The sequence below is a fragment of the Roseomonas sp. HF4 genome (assembly GCF_005222755.1).
Taxonomy (GTDB): Bacteria; Pseudomonadota; Alphaproteobacteria; order Acetobacterales; family Acetobacteraceae; genus Neoroseomonas.
In genome coordinates, this window is the sequence record NZ_STGD01000008.1 from 76,422 (window position 1) to 94,720 (window position 18,299).

Consider the following 18,299-nt stretch of genomic DNA (forward strand, 5'->3'; position numbering starts at 1 on the left):
CGCTGCCGCGGCGGTCGGCAACCGCGGACACCTGTGGCGCCTTCCGGCCCGCCGCTGTAGGAGGCTCCGCGCGGCGCATCATCGAAGGATCACCACGGATGGAGCGGTTTTCCGGAACCCTTGCCCGGCGAGGGCTCCTCGGCCTCGGCGGCCTGGCCGCCGCCGGCGTCCTGCCCGGCTGCGCCGCGCCCGGGCGCAGCACCGCCGTGCCGCAGGCGGAAGTGGCGCAGGCGAGCGTGCTCGGCCTGCCGAACGAGCGTTTTCTGTTGCCGCAGGGCTATGGCGCGATGCAGGCCGAATTCGCCGCCGCCGTGGCGCGGCGCCTGCGCCACCTCGGCCTGCGGCGGCTCGAACAGATGCCGCGCTACAACATGCTCGCCGTCTCCGGCGGCGGGGAGGACGGCGCCTTCGGTGCGGGCCTGCTGTGCGGTTGGAGCGCAGCCGGCACGCGCCCCACCTTCGAGATCGTCACCGGCGTCTCGACCGGCGCACTGACGGCGCCCTTCGCCTATCTCGGGCCGGCGTGGGACGACGCGCTCAAGCGCGTCTACACCGACATCACGCCGGCCGACGTGCTCGAGCCGCGCGGCCTGCTCGCCGCCATCCTGAACGACGCCATGGCGGACAACGCGCCGCTGTTCCGCACCATCTCCCGCTCGCTCGACGACCGGATGCTGGCGGCGATCGCGCAGGCCCACGCCGAGGGCCGGCTGCTGCTCGTGGCGACGACCAACCTCGATGCGCAGCTGCCCGCGATCTGGAACATCGGCGCCATCGCGGCCAGCGGAGACCCACGCGCGCCGGACCTGATCCGCCGCGTCCTGCTCGCCTCCGCCGCCATCCCGGGGGCCTTCCCGCCCGTCATGCTCGACGTCGAGGCAAACGGGCAGCGCTACCAGGAGATGCACGTGGACGGCGGCGCGGTCGCGCAGGTCTTCCTCTATCCGCGGCAGCTGACCGACATCCGGCGCGACCGCCAGCGCCGCGGCCTGCCGGTGGTGCCGGCCTCGGCCTACGTCATCCGCAACGGGCGGCTCGATTCCAGCTGGGCCTCGGTGGACCGGCGCACCCTGTCGATCGCCGCGCGCGCCATCGCGACCATGATCGGCGCATCCGGCTACAACGACGTGACGCGCATCTGGCAGAACGCCGAGCGCGACCGGATCGACTTCAACCTCGCCTACATCGGCGCCGACTTCACGGGCACCTACACGACCCCCTTCGAGCAGGCCTACATGCGGGCGCTGTTCGACTACGGCTTCGCGCGCGCCGCGCGCGGCTTCGACTGGGCGACGCAGCCGCCGGTCTAGCCCCGCCATTTCCGCAGGCCCTGGCGCGCACAGACATGCCCGCTGGCATGGCCCCGGCCGAGGCGGTGCGCCAGGCCATGGCGCCCGGCCTGCCCAGCGGGAGCTTCCGCGTCGCCGACCCCGCCGGCCTTCCCCGCGTTGTCGAGGAATTCAACGCCGCCCGCAGCCGCCGCCGATCATCGCCTTCTCCCGCGGTTGGGAGAACGGCGCCTTCGGCGCGGGGTCCGAATTCAACGACGCCCTGCCGCTCGCAAGCCTTCCTTAACGCGGCCGGGGCAGTCTGCCCCGGCCATGACCCAGACCCAGGACCGCTTCGCCGCCTGCGCGGCCACCGTGATGGACGCCCGTGGCGCCTTCCTGGCGCATGACCCGCTGCTCGACGGCCCCTCGGCGCACGGCGTCGGGCTCGGCCTGCTCTCGGTCTGGATCGGCGGGCCGACGGATACCGCCAGCCTGCGGGCGCTCGGCGTCGGCGGCGCGGCGCGCATCCTGCGCAACATGGTCTGGGCGCCGATCGGTGCGGCGCGGCTGCCGGCCGGCCCCGACCTCGCGCTCTTCGCCTATGCGCTGGAAGCCGGCACGATGCAGGCGGTGGCGGAACTTCAGGCCGAACTCGACATCGAGCCGAGCGGCGCGCCGGATGCAACGACCATCGCCGCCGCCGCGTCCCGCGACCCGGCGGACCTCGCCCGCGCCGTCGCGACGCGGCACGCCGCCTGGCGCCGGGCGCGGGGCCTCGCAGCGCCGGGGCGGAACCGCCCGCCGGCACCGCGACGTCGGGCGCTGCTCGCCGCCTGCTGACCCCCCCTTGGCAGCAGGCCGCCACGCGGCCAGCCTGTCGGCGCTGACCGGGGAGGACAACGCGCATGCGGCTCGACCGTACCTGCCTGCCGGAGGACCTGGACGCGGGCGCCTTCGCCGGCCGCATCATGACGCCCGGCGGCCCCTGTATCATCGGCCTGATCGGCGGCGCCGTCTTCGACATGACGCCGGCCTTCGGCATCATGTCCCGCTGGATGGAGGAGGACCGACCCGCGGCCGCCATCCGTGCGCGCGGCGCACCGCTGGCGCTCGACCTCGACGCCCTGGTGGGCAATTCGGCGCATGACGCGCGCGACGCGGCGGCGCCCTGGCTGCTCGCTCCCGTCGACCTCCAGGCGGTCAAGGCCGCCGGCGTCACCTATGTGCGCTCGATGCTGGAGCGCGTGATCGAGGAACGCTGCCGCGGCGACGCCTCGCTCGCCGCCGCCGTGCGGATCGAGGTGCGCGAGATCATCGGCGACGACCTCGCGACCCTCGTGCCCGGCAGCGCCGAGGCGATGCGCGTGAAGGCGGCGCTGGTGGCCAAGGGCTGGTGGAGCCAGTACCTCGAGGTCGGCATTGGGGCCGATGCCGAGATCTTCTCGAAATGCCCGCCGATGGCCGCGGTCGGGCTCGGCGCCAAGGTCGGCGTGCATCCGAACTCCGCCTGGTCGAACCCCGAGCCCGAGGCGGTGATGGTGGTGAACAGCCGCGGCCGCATCCAGGGCGCGACGCTGGGCAACGACGTCAACCTGCGCGACGTCGAGGGGCGGAGCGCGCTGCTGCTCGGCCGAGCCAAGGACAACAACGCCTCGGCCGCGCTGGGGCCGCTGATCCGCCTGTTCGACGACGGCTTCGGGCTAGAGGACGTGCGACGGGCCGAGATCGCGCTGACCATCGCCGGGCGGGACGGCTTCGCGCTCGAGGAACGGGGCGCAGTCGGCGCCATCAGCCGCGACCCGGCCGAGCTGGTCGCGCAGATGATCGGCGCGCACCACCAGTATCCGGACGGGGCGGTGCTCTACCTCGGCACGCCCTTCTCCCCCTCCAAGGACCGCGGCGCGCCGGGGATGGGCTTCACGCACAAGGAGGGCGATGTGGTGCGGATCGCGAGCCCGCGCCTTGGCGCGCTGGTCAACGAGGTGGACCGGACGGACGAATGCCCGCCCTGGAGCTTCGGGGCGGGGGCGCTGTTCGCGTCGCTGGCGCGGCGCGGGCTGCCGAGGCCGTGAGGGGGACGCGCGCAGCGGAGGGGCGCTGCCCCTCCGGACCTCCCCGCCAAAGGCCGAAATGCCTTTGGGAACCATCACCTTGGCACCCGGGCGCCAACGGTCGTGCCCGGCGCCAGGTATCGGTTTCCAAAGGCCTTTCGGCCTTTGGCCGGAGGGGTTCGGGGAGGGCGGAGCCCTCCCTGAGGACAGCGCGGGGTTCGGGGAGCGCGGAGCTCTCCCCGAGGACAGCGTGGGGCTCGGGGACGGCAGCGCCCTCCCCGGGACCGCCCGCATGAGGCAGGAGACCGGCACCCTCGACCGCGGCGACGGCATCCCCCTCGCCTGGCGCCGCATGCGCGGCCATGGCCCCGGCGTGGTCTTCCTCGGCGGCTTCAACTCCGACATGACCGGCACCAAGGCCGAGTTCCTCGCCGGCTGGTGCGAGGCGCGCGGCACGCCCTTCCTCCGCTTCGACTATTCCGGCCACGGCGCCTCCGGCGGGCGGTTCGAGGACGGCACGATCGGGCGCTGGGCCGAGGATGCGGCGGTGGTGGTGCAGGCGCTGGCCGAGGGTCCGCAGGTGCTGGTCGGCTCCTCCATGGGCGGGTGGATCGCGTTGCTGCTGGCGCGGCGGATGGCGGTGCGCGCGGTCGTCGGCATCGCCCCCGCGCCCGACTTCACCGAGGACCTGATTTGGGCCGAGTTCACCGACGACCAGCGCGCCGCCATCCTGCGCGACGGCCGCTGGATGCGGCCGAGCGAGTACGGCGCCCCCTATCCCATCACCCGCGCGCTGATCGAGGACGGGCGGCGCCACCTGCTGCTGCGCGGGTCGCTGGAGGTCACGGCGCCGGTCCGCATCCTGCAGGGCCAGCAGGACCCGGACGTGCCCTGGGACCATGCGCTGCGGATCGGCAAGGCGCTGGCGGGCGGCGACGTGCGCATCCACCTGGTCAAGGACGGCGACCACCGGCTGTCGCGGCCGCAGGACCTGGCCCTACTGGGCGAGACGCTCGCGCCGCTCCTCCGCGAGGATGGCGGCGAGGCCCGCGCGGAAGTCCGGGTATAGCCAGGCGATCCCGAGCGCCTGCCTGGTCGCCGCATTGGCGACGCGCCGGTTCTCCGCCCAGAAGGACAGCGCCATGGGCGACATGGCGGCACGCGCGGCCTCGAACGGGACCTCGGGCGGTGGCGGCACGCCGAGCAGCCGCGCCGCCTCCTCGACCACGCGGGCATTCTCGACAGGTTCGTCGTCCACGAGGTGCAGCACCCGCGCCCCGGGCGGCGGGTCCTGCCGGGCGGCGGCCAGCACGGCGTGGGCGATGTCGTCGCGATGGATGCGGGAGAAGGCGTGGCCCGGCTTGACCACGCGCCGCGCCGTGCCGGCGGCGAGGTCGTCGAATGGCGAGCGCCCCGGCCCGTAGATGCCGCCCACCCGGAAGATGTCGAGCGCGGCGCGCCCGGCCACGAGGTCGCGCCAGGCCTGCTCGGCCGCGAGCCGCCGGGCCGAGCGCGGCTGGCCGGGCGCGGGCGGCGTCGCCTCATCCACCCACGCGCCGCCGCGGTCGCCGTAGACCCCGGTGGTCGAGAGGTAGCCGATCCAATGCAGCGTACCTGCTGCAAGCGCGGCCTGGAGCGCCGGTCGGTGCGCGCGCAGGACGGGGTCCCCCCCCTCACCCGGTGCGGCGGTGACAAGGAGGTGGCTCGCGCGCGCCAGGGCGGCGCCCGCGTCGTCGAAGCCGACGAGGTCGACGCCGGGCGGCGGCTTCGCCGCGGCGGGGTCGCGGGCGGTACCATCGGCGGCCCAGCCGGCCGCGACCGCGGCGCGCGCCGCCGCCGCGCCTGCGTATCCGAGCCCCGCCACCAGCAGCCTGCGTTCCGTCATGGCCTTCATCTGGCATCGCCGGTGCCGGGCGGCCAGGGGCGCCGCACGCAGCCGATTACAGCCACGCGGGAAGTGGTCTAGATTGTCGCCATGCCATACCTGCGCATCCTGGCGGTCGCTGCCGCGGCGCTGCTGCTCGTCTCGGGCGGCGGCGCCTGGTGGTGGATGGCGGGCAGCGGCCCCGAGGCGCCGCTGCCGACGCCGCCCGAGCCGCCGCGCCTGTCCGATGCGCCGGAATACGGCCGCTGCCTCGACATGCTCGAGGACGACCCGCAGGGCGCGCGCAGCCTGGCGGACAGCTGGGGCATGGAGGGTGGCGGGGAAGCCGCGGCCCATTGCGCCGCGCTCGCGATGCTGACGCTGGGCGAGGCGGAGCGCGCGGCCGAGGCACTGGAGCGCATCGCGGCGCGGAGCGATGCCGGCCTCGCGGCGCGCGCCGCCGTCTTCGGCCAGGCCGGGGAGGCCTGGACCGCCGCGGGCCGCCCGCAGCGTGCCCATGCGGCGCTGACGCTGGCGCTGGCGCTGGTGCCGGTCGATGCCGGCCTGCTGACCGAACGGGGCAGCGCGCTGCTGGCGCTGGACCGGCCGGGCGAGGCGCTCATCGACCTCGACCGCGCGGTCGGCGCCGATTCCGGCCTGGTCGAGGCCTGGGTGCTGCGCGCTTCCGCGCTCCGGCGCCTGGAGCGCCTGCCACCGGCGGCCGAGAGCATCGCGCGCGCGCTGTCGCTCGACCCGCTGAACGTCGAGGGACTGCTGGAACGCGGCATCATCCGTCAGGTGCAGGGCGACGCGACGGGCGCGCGGACGGATTGGGAGCGCGTGGTGGAACTGGCGCCGGATGGCGCGGCGGCGGACCTGGCCGCGCAGAACCTGGCCCTGATCGAGGCGGGGCCGGCGCTGCGCTGATACGCACGGTCGAACGGCACGACTGCCGGCATCGGCATGCTCCGACACTCCTGCGCCGGTCCGAAGCGGCCATCAGGCCATGCGGCTCGGGTGATGAAGGTCGCGTGCGGCTGGCATGGACCTCAGCGCAGTGCCTGCGGCAGCCACAGCGCGATCTGCGGGAAGGCGATCAGCAGCGCGATCATCACGAGCAGCGTCATCACGAAGGGCACGGCGCCGATGACGACGTCCTTGACCGGCCCCCTCTCCCGCACCCCCTGCACGACGAAGAGGTTGAAGCCGACCGGCGGCGTGATCAGCGCGGTCTCGAGCAGCAGCATCATCAGCACGCCGAACCAGACGGGATCGAGGCCGAGGCTCACCACCACGGGCATCACCAGCGGCACCGTCGCGACCATCATGGACAGCGTCTCCATGAACATGCCGAGCACGAAGTAGAACACGACGATCGCGATGATGGTTTCAGTCGGCGTCAGGCCGAGCGCGCCGATCGCCTCCGTCACCATGCGGCCGAGCCCGATAGAGCCGATGATGAAGTTGAGGAAGTAGGCGGCGGTCAGGATCAGCATGATCATGGCCGTGGTGCGCATGGTGCCCTCGAACACCGCGCGCAGCATGGCGAGCGACAGCGCCTTGAGCCGCCAGGCGAGAACGAGCGCCGCGAGGACGCCGAGCGCCGCGCTCTCGGTAGGCGTGGCGAGGCCGGCGTAGATCGAGCCGATCACGGCCACGAAGATCAGGAAGGGCGGCAGCAGGTCGGGCAGGCAGGCGCGCCGTTCCGCCCATGTCACGCGCGGGCGCTGCCCGCCCCAGGACGGGCGCAGCACGCAGGCCAGGATGACCGTCAGCATGAACAGCAGCGCCAGGATCAGCCCCGGCAGGATGCCCGCGAGATAGAGCTGCGGGATCGAGGTGTCGGTCAGCGCCGCATAGATGATGAGCGGGATGGAGGGCGGGATCAGGATGCCGAGCGTCCCGCCCGCCGCGATGGTGCCGAGGAACAGGCGTTCATTGTAGCCCTGCGCCTTGATCTGCCCGACCGCGACGGTGCCGACCGTGGCCGCCGTCGCGACCGAGGAGCCGGAGATGGCCGCGAACATCGTGCAGGTGCCGACATTGGCGTGCATCAGCCCGCCCGGCAGCCAGCCGAGCCAACGCGCCATGGCGTCGTACATGCGCTCGGCGATGCCCGAGCGCAGCATGATCTCCCCCAGCATCACGAACAGCGGGATCGAGAACAGGACGACGTCGGTCGCGACCCCCCAGGCGGTGTCGCCCAGCACGCGGCGCAGCGGCAGGAAGGAATAGAAGATGTCGAGCGTAAGCCCGAGCCCCATCAGCGCCGCCGCCACCGGCAGCGAGAGCGCGAGCAGCCCGACCAGGACGCCGATCGCGACGCCGATCACGACGCGGCCCCGCGCCGGACGGCCTGCTGCGCGGCGCGTTCGTCGGCCAGTTCCTCGGCCGCAGTGCGCGTGCCGATCAGGTGCGTGATGCCCGCCATGTCGCCGCGCAGCAGCAGGGCCAGGGCGCGCAGCATGAGCAGGCAGGCCACCAGCGCGAACCAACCGAGGCCTGCCACCCAGAGCGCCTGCGGCACCGACAGCGGCGTGTTGAGTTGCGTGAGCGCCCGCGCGCCCAGCGTCCAGGACTGCGCGAAGACCCGCCAGCCCTGCATCGCAAGGAACACCGCGAGCGCCACCATGGCCGCCATGGCCAGCAGGTCGAACAGCGCGGCGATGCGCACCGGCAGGATGGTGTAGAGCGTGTCGATCCTGACATGCGCCCGGTCGAGCAGCGCCAGCGCGAAGGCAAAGGCGCTGGCGATGGCGAGCGCATAGCCCGACAATTCGTCCGACCCGCCGATCGTGACCGACAGCGCCGCGCGCAGCACCACGTCCACCGCGACGATCACGGCGGCCAGCAATACCAGCGCGCCGCCGAACCAGGCGCCGGCGCGGCTGATCGTGGTGGCGGTCGCGATCAGCCGCTGCATAGGTCCGGCGCCGGCCTCAGAGCCGTTCCAGCGGGATCCGCAGGTTCACGATGGGCCCGACCGACTGGTTCCACCGCTCCGCGCAGGCACGGCCGCAGCGGCGGCCCCAGGCGGTCAGCACCGTCTCGTTCAGGATCTGCGTGCGCCGCGCCGCATCCGCGGCCGGCACCGGCACCAGCGTCATGTTGCCGGGGCGGCCCATGGTGCAGTCCGGCCGGCCGGTGTTGCAGGCGATGCCCTGCTCGGTCGCGCGGTCCATCAGGTCCCAGAGCTCGTTCTCGAGCGTCTCGAACTGCTGGGTGAAGAACTGCTGCACGGCGGGCGGGAAGCGGTTCCAGGCGTCGCGGTTCACCGCATGGTAGGCGATGGACCAGCCGGCGTTGAGCGTGAAGAGATGCGTGGTGACCTCCGGCCAGCCGGCGAAATTGCCCGACAGCGTGCCGGTCAGGCCGCAATCCACGACGCGGCGCTGCATGGCGGGCACCACCTCGGGGAAGGGGATGGTGACGGCGGCCGCGCCCACGGCACGCACGAAGTCGCCCTGCGTGATGTTGAAGACGCGCACGCGCTTGCCGCGAAGGTCCTCGAGGCTGCGGATCGGCGTGTTGCACCAGTAGACAATCGACGGGTTCGGGAACAGCGCGAGCAGCCGGGTGTTGAACTTCTGCTCCATCGAGGCCGCCATCGCCGCGCGCCAGGCCTGGCAGGCGCGCCGGGCGGTGCGGATGTCGTCCACCATGCCGGCGAGGTCGCATCCCTCGAACACGGGGTCGTCGCCCGCCATCTTCGAGATGTCGGTCGCGCCGAAGTCGGTCACGCCCTGCTGCAGCACGCGCAGGATCTGGAAGTCGCGCACGCCGACCGTGTCTTGGTTGGTGTATTCGGCCGTGATGCGCCCGCCCGAGGCCTGCGGGATGCGCTGCGTCCAGAAGGGGCGCTCGAGCTCGCGCGTCTGCAGCAGGTTCGAGAAATAGCCGACGACACGCACGCGCGTCTCGGGCAGTTGCTGCGCCGTGCCGGGCGACGGCGCGGCAAGGGTGCCGGCGGCGGCGAACAGCGCGGCGGCGCAAAGTGATGCGAGGCGCATGGAAATCTCCCTCCCCGTCGCGCGGTGCGATGCCGCGCGCTCGTGACCGGGGTCAGCAGATCACGCGACGCGCGGCGAAGTCAAACCGCGCCTCAGGATCCGCCGCCATCGACCACGAAGTGCTGCGCGGTCACCATCGCGCTGTCGTCGGCCGCGAGCCACAACACCATGCGCGCGATGTCGCCGGGCTGCAGGCGGCCCTTGAGGCACTGGCTCGCCTGGCTGCGCGCCTCCGCCTCCGGCGTGACCCAGAGCGCGACCTGGCGCTCGGTGTAGACCCAGCCGGGCACCACCTCGTTCACGCGGATGCGGTCCGGCCCGAGGTCGCGCGCGAGCCCGCGCGTGAGGCCGCGCACCGCGGACTTCGCGGCCGTGTAGGCCGGCATCCCGCCCTGCCGGTTCATCCACGAGACCGAGCCGAGGTTGACGATCGACCCGCCGCCGGCGCGCCGCATCATCGGAACGACCGCCTGGGCGCAGAAGAACTGGTGGCGCAAATTGGTCGCCATCCGTTCGTCCCAGTAGTCGGGCTCGACGGTCTCGAGCGCGTGGCGGTCGTCGCGCGCGGCGTTGTTCACGAGGACCGTGACGTCGCCGATCCGCGCCGCCGCCTCGGCCACCGCGATGCGCAGCGCGGCCACGTCGCGCAGGTCGCAGGGCAGGAACAGCGCGCCCGTCTCCGCCGCCACACGCCCGCCGCCGGCCTCGTCGAAGTCGAGGAAGACGACGCGGGCACCCTGCGCGGCGAAGCAGGCCACGACCTCGGCGCCGATGCCGCCGGCGCCCCCGGTCACGAGCACGGCGCGCCCCTCGAGGCTCGGGTATCGGGCGAAGCGGTCGGGCATGCGGACGTCCTCACGTGGAGCATGGACAACGGCGGGAACATTGACCTCGCCGGATGCAGGCGCGACCATGACGCCGGGAGACCTGCAACAGGAGAGGATTTCATCATGGCCTTCAGGAGCCTGGCTGTCGCCTGCGCCCTTGCCGGCGCGGTCGCCGCCGGCGGCGCGGCCGCGCAGACCACGACCCCGAGCCCGACGCTCGATGCCGTGCGCGCGCGCGGCACGCTGAACTGCGGCATCCACACCGGCGTCGCGGGCTTCGCGCTGCCCGACAGCCGCGGCGTCTGGCAGGGGCTCGACGTCGAGTTCTGCCGCGGCCTCGCAGCCGCAATCTTCAACGACCCGTCCAAGGTTCGCTTCATCCCGCTGTCGTCCTCCACGCGCTTCACCGCGCTGGGGTCGGGCGAGATCGACGTGCTCTACCGCACCAGCACCCAGACCATGCTGCGCGACACGACGCTCGGCCTCAGGCACGTCACGACGTATTTCTACGATGGCCACGGCTTCATGGTGCGGGCCAATGCCGGCGTGCAGCGCGTGCGCGACATGGGCGGCGCGACCATCTGCCTGATCCAGGGCACGACGAACGAGCAGGTGACGGCGGATTATTTCCGCTCGGTCAACGTGCAGTTCCAGCCGGTGGTCTTCGAGCGCACGGACCAAGCGCAGGCGGCGCTGGTCGCCGGGCGCTGCGACAGCTTCGGCACAGACGCCTCGCAGCTGGCCGGCGTGCGCGCGTCGATGCCCAACCCGCGCGACTGGACGATCCTGCCCGAGCGCTTCAGCAAGGAGCCCTACGGCGCCTATGTCCGCCGCGGCGACGACAACTGGTACGACATCATCCGCTGGTACACGACCGCCATCATCGAGGCCGAGGAACAGGGCATCACCCGCGCGAATGCCGAGGAGACGCGCCGCACCTCGCCCAACCCGAACACGCGCCGCCTGCTCGGCGTGACGCCGGAACTCGGGCAGTCGCTGAAGCTCGACCCGCTCTGGGCGTACAACGCGATCCGCGCCGTGGGCAATTACGGCGAGATCTACGAGCGCACGATGGGGGAGACGACCTCGGTCGCGCTGCCGCGCGGGCCGAACAACCTGCACACCAACGGCGGCCTGCTGTACGCGCTGCCGATGCGGTGACGCGGCCCGGCCGGGGTCACGACCCCGGTCGGGAACAGGGCGGGGGGAGAAGGGAACTTCTCCCCCCGGACCGCCCCCTCAACCTTCTTTGGCGTCTGGCATCCGCATTCCAGGATTGGCACCGGGTGCCAAGGAAGGGAGGGGGATCGGGGGAGGTTCCCCTCCCCCGACCTTACGCCCGCCCTGGGGCGTCGCGCCACGCCCCGCCTGGTCAGAACCGGCGCAGCAGCCGGTCGATGTAGTCGAGTTCCGCCGGCGGCCGTTCGCGCTCCGCGCCGCGCCGGCGCAGTTCCTCCTGGATCCGCCGCGTCCTAAGCAGTTCCGCCTCGTCCGGCACGCGCGTGTCGGAGGCGTTGTCCTGCCCGCCCGGCGATTCCCGCGTCGTCCGGCCAAGCGGGTCGCGGCCCTGGCCCTGCTCGGAGGCCTGGTCGTCGCCCTCGCCGCCGCGCTGGTCGCCGGCCATGCCCTGGCCTTCGCCCTCGCCTTCGCCTTCGCCCTCGCCGGGCTGGCCCTGGCCGAACTGGCGCTGCATCTGCTGCGCCATCTGCCGGGCCCCTTCGGTCAGGGCGCGGATGGCGCGCTGCTGCGCATCGCGCGAATCGCCGCCCTCGGCCAGGGCCTCGGCCGCATCGCGCATGGCGCGGTCGGCCTCGCCAAGTTGTGGCGGCACCTCTCCGGTCAGGTCGCCGAATTGCTGCATCACTTCGCCGAGCGCGCGGCGGAGGGCCCGCTGCACCCGCGCATCCTGGGCGCTCTCGGCCTGGCGCTCGGGGTTGGGCGTGGGCTCGGCGGCGGTGGGCGGCGACTGGTCGAAGCGCCGCGGCTGCGGCGGGCGCCGGATCTGCCGGCGCTCGCGCTCCTCCTGCTCGGCGCGCTGGTGGCCGCGGTCGAGCATCTGGCCCTGGCGCTGCACCATGTCCTGCACGACGCCCATCTGCTGCTGGCCGCGCTGGCGCTGCTGCTGACGCTGCCGTTCCTCGGCGCGCATGTTGCGCCCTTCCTCGAGCGCGCGGAGCATCTCCTCGAGTTCCGCCAGCTCGCGCTCGGCGTCCTCGGTGCGGCCTTCGCGGGCGGCGTCCTGCATGCGCTCCGTGCGGCGGTCGAGCTCGCGCTGGTCCATCAGGCGCTGCTGCGGGTCAAAGGGCAGCGCCTCGGCGTTCTCGCGCTGCAGGCGCTCGGCCAGGGCTTCCAGGTGGCGGCGGATCGCCTCGCGCAATTCCTGGATGCGGCGGTCGAGCTCGGCGCGCTGCTCGGGCGTGCGGCTGTCGGGGTCGCGGCGGGCTTCGGCCAGCGCGTCGCGCAGCGCCTGGCGGGCTTCGGCCAGCGCGCGGGCGGTGCGGTCGGTGCGCCCTTCCTCCAGCGCCACGGCGACATCCCACAGGATCTCCTGCACCTCGGGCACCGCCTCCTCCCGCCGGTCGCGGCCGAGGCGGTGGCGCGAGCTGCGCAGCGCGAGGAAGGTCCCGCTGTCATGCTCGAAGGCCTCGGGCGCGCCGGCGATGCGGTCGAGCTCCCGCCGCGCCGCGGCGCGCGCGGTGGGGTCGACCGACAGCGCCTTGCGCAGCGCGATCAGCGCCTGCGAGACGGGATGCGTGAAGGAGCGTTCCGGCAATTCGAGGAAGGCGCCCTCGCTGCGGCCCTCCTGCCCGGCATGGTCGCGCGCGACAAGCCGCGCCTCGACCTCGAGCCCTGCCCAGGGGTGCGCCGACAGGTCCGGCTGCGCCGCGCCATGGGCGTCGCGCGGGCTGCCGCCTGGCAGCGGCAGGTCGAGCACGAGGGGCTCGGCCTCGGGCCGGGGCTTGAGGCGCAGTTCGACGCGCAGCCCGGCAAGGCCCCAATCATCTGCCGCGCGCCAGGGCAGCCGGACCGCGAGGCCGCGCGTCGCGCGCGCCGGCGGCTGGTCCCAGGCCGCGGTCGGCGGCGCGTCGGCGCGCACGGTCAGCGTCCAGGCGGCGATCTCGGCGCCGTCGCGCCGCACCGCGAGCCGCGCCCCGGCGTCGAGCGCGTGCTCCGCGGCGTAGGACCCGCGGTCGAGGCGCCGGAACGGCGTCGCCGCCTCGTCCAGCAGCAGGTCCGGCACGCCGCCGGTGCCGCCCGAGACCGCCACCTGCACGCGGCTGCCCGCCGGCACCGCGACCGTTCCGCCGGCCGCGTCGAGGAAGATCGGCGCGGCCCCGGTATAGGCGGGCGGCGTGATCCAGGCCTCGAGCCGGAGCGCGGGCGCGACCGGCAGCGCCGCGCCACCGAAGGCCGGCACCAGCGCGCGGCGCAGCCGCTCGGGTGCCTCGGTCCCCGCCACGCCGAGCGCGGCCAACAGCGCGACCGCGAGCCCGCCGCGCAGCGCCCGCCGGTCCCGCAGCGGCAAGCCGGGGCGGGGGCGCGAGACGTTGAGCGCGGCCAGCCGTTCCTCGGCGCGGCGGCGATGCGCCTCCCACAATGCGAGCGCGACCGGGTCGCGCCCGGCGGGACGGTCGCCGAGCGTCGCGATCGGCCGGTGGGCGAGGCCGGAATCGCGTTCGAGCCGGCGTTCGGCAGCCGCGACCGTCGGCGCCGCCAGCCGGCGGGCGGCAAGCCGCACGGTGTGCACCAGCGCCGCGGTGAAGCCCGCCAGCAGCAGCAGGTGCAACGGCCAGGGCAGCACCAGCGGCAGCCCCGAAAGTGCCACGACCCCGAACAGCCCGAGCACGCCGAGCGGCGGCCAGAGCGCGACCCAGGCGGCCTCCCACCACAGCGCCAGGCGCGCAAGGCGGGTCCGGCGGGCCAGGCGGCGGGCCAGGCGGCGGGCCAGGCGGTCGGTCGCGGCGGGGCGGCCGCGCGGCGGCGGATCCGGGCGCGGCACGTGGCCGTCGGGCCCGGCGGGGCTCACGGGACGAGCCATTCCGGCAGGCGCTGCCCGTGCAGCAGCGCGTCATGCGTCTGGCGTTCCCGCACGACCGCGAAGCGCGCCCCGTCCACCAGGACCTCCGGCGCCAGCGGCCGGGCGTTGTAGGTGGAGGACATCACAGCGCCATAGGCGCCGGCATCGAGGAAGGCCACGGCATCGCCCGGTGCCAGGTGCGGCAGCAGGCGGCCGCGGGCGAAGGTGTCGCCGGTCTCGCAGACAGGGCCGACCACCTCGGCCGGGGAGAGGGGGGCGGCGGCGCGCGCGGCGGAGAGCGGGACGATGCCGTGCCACGCCTCGTACATCGACGGGCGCACCAGGTCGTTCATGGCGGCGTCCACCACCACGAAGCGGTGCGCCGCGCCCTGCTTCTGCAGCACGACGGCGGCGAGCAGCACGCCCGCCGGCCCTGCGATCCAGCGGCCGGGCTCGAGCATGACGGGCAGGTCGAGGTCGCCCAGCGTCGCGCGGATGGCGCCGGCGAGCGATTCCGGCGTCGGCGCCGGCTCGTCGCGGTAGGGGATGCCGAGGCCGCCGCCGCAATCGACCCGCTCGACCGGCAGGCCCTGGGCGCGCAGCATCCGCACCATCTCGGCCAGCCGGGCGTAGGCCGCGCGGTAGGCCGCCATGCCGGCGGTGATCTGGCTGCCGATATGCGTCGCGATGCCGACCGGGGCGATCCCGGGCAGCGCGGCCATGCGGGCGTAGATGGCGGGCGCCTCGTCGAAATGGACGCCGAACTTGTTCTCGCTTTTCCCGGTGGTGATCTTGGCGTGGGTCTTGGCGTCCACGTCGGGATTGACGCGGAGCGCGACGCGAGCGGTGCGGCCCAGGGACACGGCGATGGCGGAGATCGTCTCGATCTCCTCGGCGCTTTCCGCGTTGATCTGGAAGATGTCCTCCTCCAGCGCGTGGCGGATCTCGGTCGCCGTCTTGCCGACGCCCGAGAAGACGATGGCGCTGCCCGGGATGCCCGCGGCGCGCGCGATCCGCAACTCCCCCTCGCTGACGACGTCGGCGCCGAGGCCCTCGGCCGCCAGCACCTTCAGCACCGAGAGGTTGTCGTTGCACTTCATCGCGAAGTGGATGGTGGCCGCCAGCCCGGCGCCGGACAGCGCCGCCTTCAGCGCCCGCGCGCGGCGGCGGAGCGCGCCGGCCGAATAGACCCAGGCGGGCGTGCCGACCTCGGCCGCGATGCGCGCCAGCGGAACCTCCTCCATGACCAGCCCGTCCATGGCGTGGAGCGACAGGTGCGGGCGGAGCGCGAGCAGTTCGGCGAAGGACGGGTCTTCGGCGTCGGTCAGGGCAAGGGGCGCGGCCATCCCCTCATTGTCGGGTCGGCGCAGGCCTTGCGCAAGGCGCGTTACAGGCCGGGTAAGGATGCACCTCCCGAGGCCTCCCGCCCGTCTCCGGGGCAGGGGCACCACCCGCCCTCGGGGCCGCTGCCAATGGGCAGAAGACGGAGGGGGACGGGGGAGGCGTCCTCCCCCGCGGCTACCGCGCCAGCGCGGCGCGCAGCGCGTCGATCACGCCGTCCGTCGCCGCCTGGTATCCGGGCCCGTCGAGATACCCTTCGAAGGTGCCCGTGCGTTCCAGGAACCCCGTCCAGGCCGGCTCGGCCAGCGCGCGGCGGAAGCGGTCGTGCAGGGATGCGTAGATGTCGTCCGGCAGGCCGGCCGGGGCGTTCAGGCCCTTCATGTTCTCGACCACCAGGTCCCAGCCGAGTTCGCGCAGCGTCGGCACCTGCGGCAGGACCGGGATGCGATCCGCCGAGCAGACCGCGAGCGCGCGGATCTCCCCCGACTGCAGCAGGCCGCCCGTCTCCTCCGGCGCCAGCACGGCCAGTTCGACCGTGCCGGCGAGCAGCGCCTGCAGCGACGGCGCGCCGCCGGCGAAGGGCACGTGCAGGAACTCCGCCCCCGCCGCCTTGGACAGCAGCACGAAGACCGCGTGGTAGATCGACCCGATGCCGGACGAGGCATGCGTGACGGTGCCCGGCGCCGCCTTTGCCGCCGCCACGGCCTCGCGCAGCCCGGCAAAGCGGGTGCCGCGCTTCGCCACGATCAACAGCGGCTGGCGCGTGATGCGCAGCACCGCGCGGAAGGACCGCTTGGGGTCGTAGGGCAGGTCGCGGAAGGCCGGGAGCGAGGTGCTCTCGCTGCCGCCGCCGACCAGCAGGTTCAGCCCGTCCGGCGGCAGGCCCGCCACGTATTGCGCGGCGATCGCGCCGCCCGCGCCGGGGCGGTTCAGCACCACGATGGGCACGGGGAAGAAGCGCTGCGCGGCCTCGGCCAGCGCGCGCGCCTGCAGGTCGGTGCCGCCGCCGGGCGGGAAGCCGACGATGAGCTGTATGGGGCGGGCGGGCTCCCAGGCCGCGGCGATGCGCGGCGCGGCAAGCATCCCGGCGGCGCCGGCAAGCAGGGCGCGGCGGCTGGTCATCGGCGGGTCCTCCCTTGGTCTCGTTGGCCAGGAGGCTAGGGCGCGCGGGCGCGGTTGGACAGTCCCGGCCTCGGCAAGGGCCGCGCGGCGGACGCCGCGTCAGGCGGCGGTGGCGGCGACCTCCCGCGCGGCCCGCCGGCCGCCAAGCAGGGCGCCGTGCGCGTAGGAGGGGTCCTCGGTCGTCGCCGCCTCCCCGGCCAGGAAGATGCGCCCGGCGACCGGACCGCAGAGCGCCGCATGGTCGTCGACCGAGGCGCCGACCGGCAGGAAGGAATAGGCGCCGCGGGCGTGGATGTCGCGCGACCAGCGGGTGACGCGGGTCTCGACCGGCCGGGGGATGCCGTTGCCGAACATCCGTCGCAGCGCCTGCATCACGAGGTCCGCCTGCGCCGCGTCGGGCAGCATCTCGATGCGTTCCGCCGCGCTGCCGCCGACCAGCGCGACCAGGATCGGCTGGTTCACATGCGGCTGCATGGACACGATTTCGGGCGCGGCGTTGTCCCGCGTGTCCGACAGGCTGCGGAGGTAATGTGCCTCGGCCGGCCAGAAGCCCCGCGGGAAGGCGAGGACGATCTTGTTCAGCAGCCCGTTGCCGATGCGCGCGATGGCGCCCTGGTGGGCGGCGGGCAGCGGCGGGTCGAATTCCACGTCGCCCCGCTTGAGCACGCCGAGCGGCAGGCTGCAGACGACGCGGTCGGCGAAATAGGCCTGGTCCGCAGTCGCGACCACGACGCCAGACCCGGCCAGGCGCACGCTCCGCACCACCTGGCGCAGCCGGATGTCGAGGCCGTGCGCCAGCAGGTCGGTGATGGCGTTGTAGCCGGCCTCGAGGAGGTGGTTCTCCTCCGGGATCTCGCCCTCGCCGCCGAACCAGGACAGCGCCGAGACCTCCGACGCATCGCCCCCGGCATAGCCCGCCACATAGGAAGACAGCCAGCGTGCGACCCGCGCCTCATAGGGCGTGGCGCGGGTGGTGGGGTCGAGCACGGGGACCGCCTCGGCGAGCGAGATGTCGCGGCTGCCGCGGTACTTGAATGGGCTGTCATGGGCGATGAGGTTGCCGACGGTCTCGAAGATGGCGCCGGTCTCGGCCTCGGTCAGGCGGCGGCCATCGGCGTCGAACATGACCGAGCGGGCGTCGTAGGTGGGCATGCGCCGGATGCCGGCCTGGTCGGCGAGCGGCGTCAGCGGATTGCCCTCCGGCCCATGGATCCAGGCGCCGCCCATGTCGAGGCGGATGCCCCGGAAGGAGACGGTGTGCAGCCGCCCGCCGGTGCGCGCCCGGGCTTCCAGCACCGTGACGCGATGGCCGGCATCGTGCAGCGCGCGCGCGGCGCCGAGGCCCGCAAGCCCCGCGCCGATGACGATGACGTTGAGCGGCCGGGCCGCCGCCTGCGCCCGCGCGCCGGCAGGCGGCAGCGGCGCGGTCGCCGCGGCGGCAAGCAGGCGGAGGAGCGACCGGCGGCCGAAACCCGGCGGAGCTGTCATGGGGGCGGCCTCCGGCGTTTGTTGTGACTCGACCCTAGGAGGCTTCGGGGCGCTGGCGCAACGGAACCGGATCACACCCCGGGCGATGCGGCCCCGGCGCATTCCCGCCCTGCGCGCGGCGCGGACCGCGCCCGCGGATCTGGCGGCAGGCGGGACTTGTCCCGCGCCGCCTCAGGCAATACATGCGCTAGGTCATCGTTCCGCCCCGCGCGGGACCCCCCAGCCACCCATCCGCGGCGGCAGATGCCGCCGGTCAGCACAGGGGGCGGGTACGGCGCCAACTCAGGGTCGTCCCCGCCTGCCGCAG

15 protein-coding genes are annotated in these 18,299 nt (G+C 74.0%); 6 read left to right on the plus strand and 9 right to left on the minus strand.

Features of this window, described 5'->3' with window-relative positions; translation table 11 throughout:
• The first annotated feature begins 98 nt into the window (after positions 1 to 98).
• The 4 genes from E8M80_RS13730 (at position 99) to E8M80_RS13745 (ending at position 4,391) form a co-directional block, all read left to right on the plus strand.
• The gene (locus E8M80_RS13730; protein WP_170979406.1) at positions 99 to 1,310 is read left to right on the plus strand and encodes a patatin-like phospholipase family protein; all 1,212 of its coding nucleotides are present in this window, start codon (positions 99 to 101) and stop codon (positions 1,308 to 1,310) included.
• Positions 1,311 to 1,601: 291 nt separating this feature from the next.
• On the plus strand, positions 1,602 to 2,111 hold the full coding sequence (locus tag E8M80_RS13735; protein ID WP_137126276.1) for a hypothetical protein: 510 nt from the start codon (positions 1,602 to 1,604) through the stop codon (positions 2,109 to 2,111).
• Positions 2,112 to 2,176: 65 nt separating this feature from the next.
• The gene (locus tag E8M80_RS13740) at positions 2,177 to 3,343 is read left to right on the plus strand and encodes a fumarylacetoacetate hydrolase family protein (protein ID WP_137126277.1); all 1,167 of its coding nucleotides are present in this window, start codon (positions 2,177 to 2,179) and stop codon (positions 3,341 to 3,343) included.
• Between the two features lie 271 nt (positions 3,344 to 3,614).
• Positions 3,615 to 4,391 carry a carboxylesterase gene (locus E8M80_RS13745; protein WP_137126278.1) on the plus strand — a complete coding sequence of 259 codons (777 nt, stop codon included), beginning with the start codon at positions 3,615 to 3,617 and terminating at the stop codon, positions 4,389 to 4,391.
• Here E8M80_RS13745 and E8M80_RS13750 read toward each other — a convergent pair.
• On the minus strand, positions 4,320 to 5,207 hold the full coding sequence (locus tag E8M80_RS13750; RefSeq protein ID WP_137126279.1) for an SDR family NAD(P)-dependent oxidoreductase: 888 nt from the start codon (positions 5,205 to 5,207) through the stop codon (positions 4,320 to 4,322). The genes E8M80_RS13745 and E8M80_RS13750 overlap by 72 nt on opposite strands.
• A 90-nt stretch (positions 5,208 to 5,297) precedes the next feature.
• Between E8M80_RS13750 and E8M80_RS13755 the strand changes: the two genes are divergently transcribed.
• The gene (locus E8M80_RS13755) at positions 5,298 to 6,113 is read left to right on the plus strand and encodes a tetratricopeptide repeat protein (protein WP_137126280.1); all 816 of its coding nucleotides are present in this window, start codon (positions 5,298 to 5,300) and stop codon (positions 6,111 to 6,113) included.
• Positions 6,114 to 6,235: 122 nt separating this feature from the next.
• Here E8M80_RS13755 and E8M80_RS13760 read toward each other — a convergent pair whose 3' ends face one another.
• From E8M80_RS13760 to E8M80_RS13775, 4 genes are all read right to left on the minus strand, one after another.
• Positions 6,236 to 7,519, minus strand: a complete 1,284-nt coding sequence (locus E8M80_RS13760) for a TRAP transporter large permease (RefSeq protein ID WP_137126281.1) — start codon at positions 7,517 to 7,519, stop codon at positions 6,236 to 6,238.
• Positions 7,516 to 8,109 carry a TRAP transporter small permease subunit gene (locus E8M80_RS13765; RefSeq protein ID WP_137126282.1) on the minus strand — a complete coding sequence of 198 codons (594 nt, stop codon included), beginning with the start codon at positions 8,107 to 8,109 and terminating at the stop codon, positions 7,516 to 7,518. Before E8M80_RS13765 ends, E8M80_RS13760 begins: the two co-directional genes overlap by 4 nt.
• Positions 8,110 to 8,125: 16 nt before the next feature.
• The gene (locus tag E8M80_RS13770; RefSeq protein WP_137126283.1) at positions 8,126 to 9,196 is read right to left on the minus strand and encodes a TRAP transporter substrate-binding protein; all 1,071 of its coding nucleotides are present in this window, start codon (positions 9,194 to 9,196) and stop codon (positions 8,126 to 8,128) included.
• Positions 9,197 to 9,288: 92 nt separating this feature from the next.
• Positions 9,289 to 10,041: an SDR family NAD(P)-dependent oxidoreductase gene (locus E8M80_RS13775; RefSeq protein ID WP_137126284.1), complete on the minus strand. Its 753-nt coding sequence runs from the start codon at positions 10,039 to 10,041 to the stop codon at positions 9,289 to 9,291.
• 105 nt (positions 10,042 to 10,146) lie between these two features.
• Between E8M80_RS13775 and E8M80_RS13780 the strand changes: the two genes are divergently transcribed.
• Positions 10,147 to 11,184 (plus strand): amino acid ABC transporter substrate-binding protein, encoded by a 1,038-nt coding sequence (locus E8M80_RS13780; protein ID WP_137126285.1) that lies wholly within the window; start codon positions 10,147 to 10,149, stop codon positions 11,182 to 11,184.
• 211 nt (positions 11,185 to 11,395) lie between these two features.
• Here the strand turns inward: E8M80_RS13780 and E8M80_RS13785 are convergent, their stop codons facing one another.
• From E8M80_RS13785 to E8M80_RS13800, 4 genes are all read right to left on the minus strand, one after another.
• Complete coding sequence (locus E8M80_RS13785; RefSeq protein ID WP_137126286.1) at positions 11,396 to 14,062, minus strand: TIGR02302 family protein; 2,667 nt, start codon at positions 14,060 to 14,062, stop codon at positions 11,396 to 11,398.
• Positions 14,047 to 15,387: a diaminopimelate decarboxylase gene (gene lysA / locus E8M80_RS13790; RefSeq protein ID WP_137126287.1), complete on the minus strand. Its 1,341-nt coding sequence runs from the start codon at positions 15,385 to 15,387 to the stop codon at positions 14,047 to 14,049. Before lysA ends, E8M80_RS13785 begins: the two co-directional genes overlap by 16 nt.
• 172 nt (positions 15,388 to 15,559) lie before the next feature.
• Positions 15,560 to 16,504, minus strand: a complete 945-nt coding sequence (locus E8M80_RS13795; protein ID WP_137126288.1) for a tripartite tricarboxylate transporter substrate binding protein — start codon at positions 16,502 to 16,504, stop codon at positions 15,560 to 15,562.
• A gap of 99 nt (positions 16,505 to 16,603) precedes the next feature.
• The gene (locus E8M80_RS13800; protein ID WP_170979407.1) at positions 16,604 to 17,992 is read right to left on the minus strand and encodes an FAD-dependent oxidoreductase; all 1,389 of its coding nucleotides are present in this window, start codon (positions 17,990 to 17,992) and stop codon (positions 16,604 to 16,606) included.
• Positions 17,993 to 18,299 lie beyond the last annotated feature (307 nt).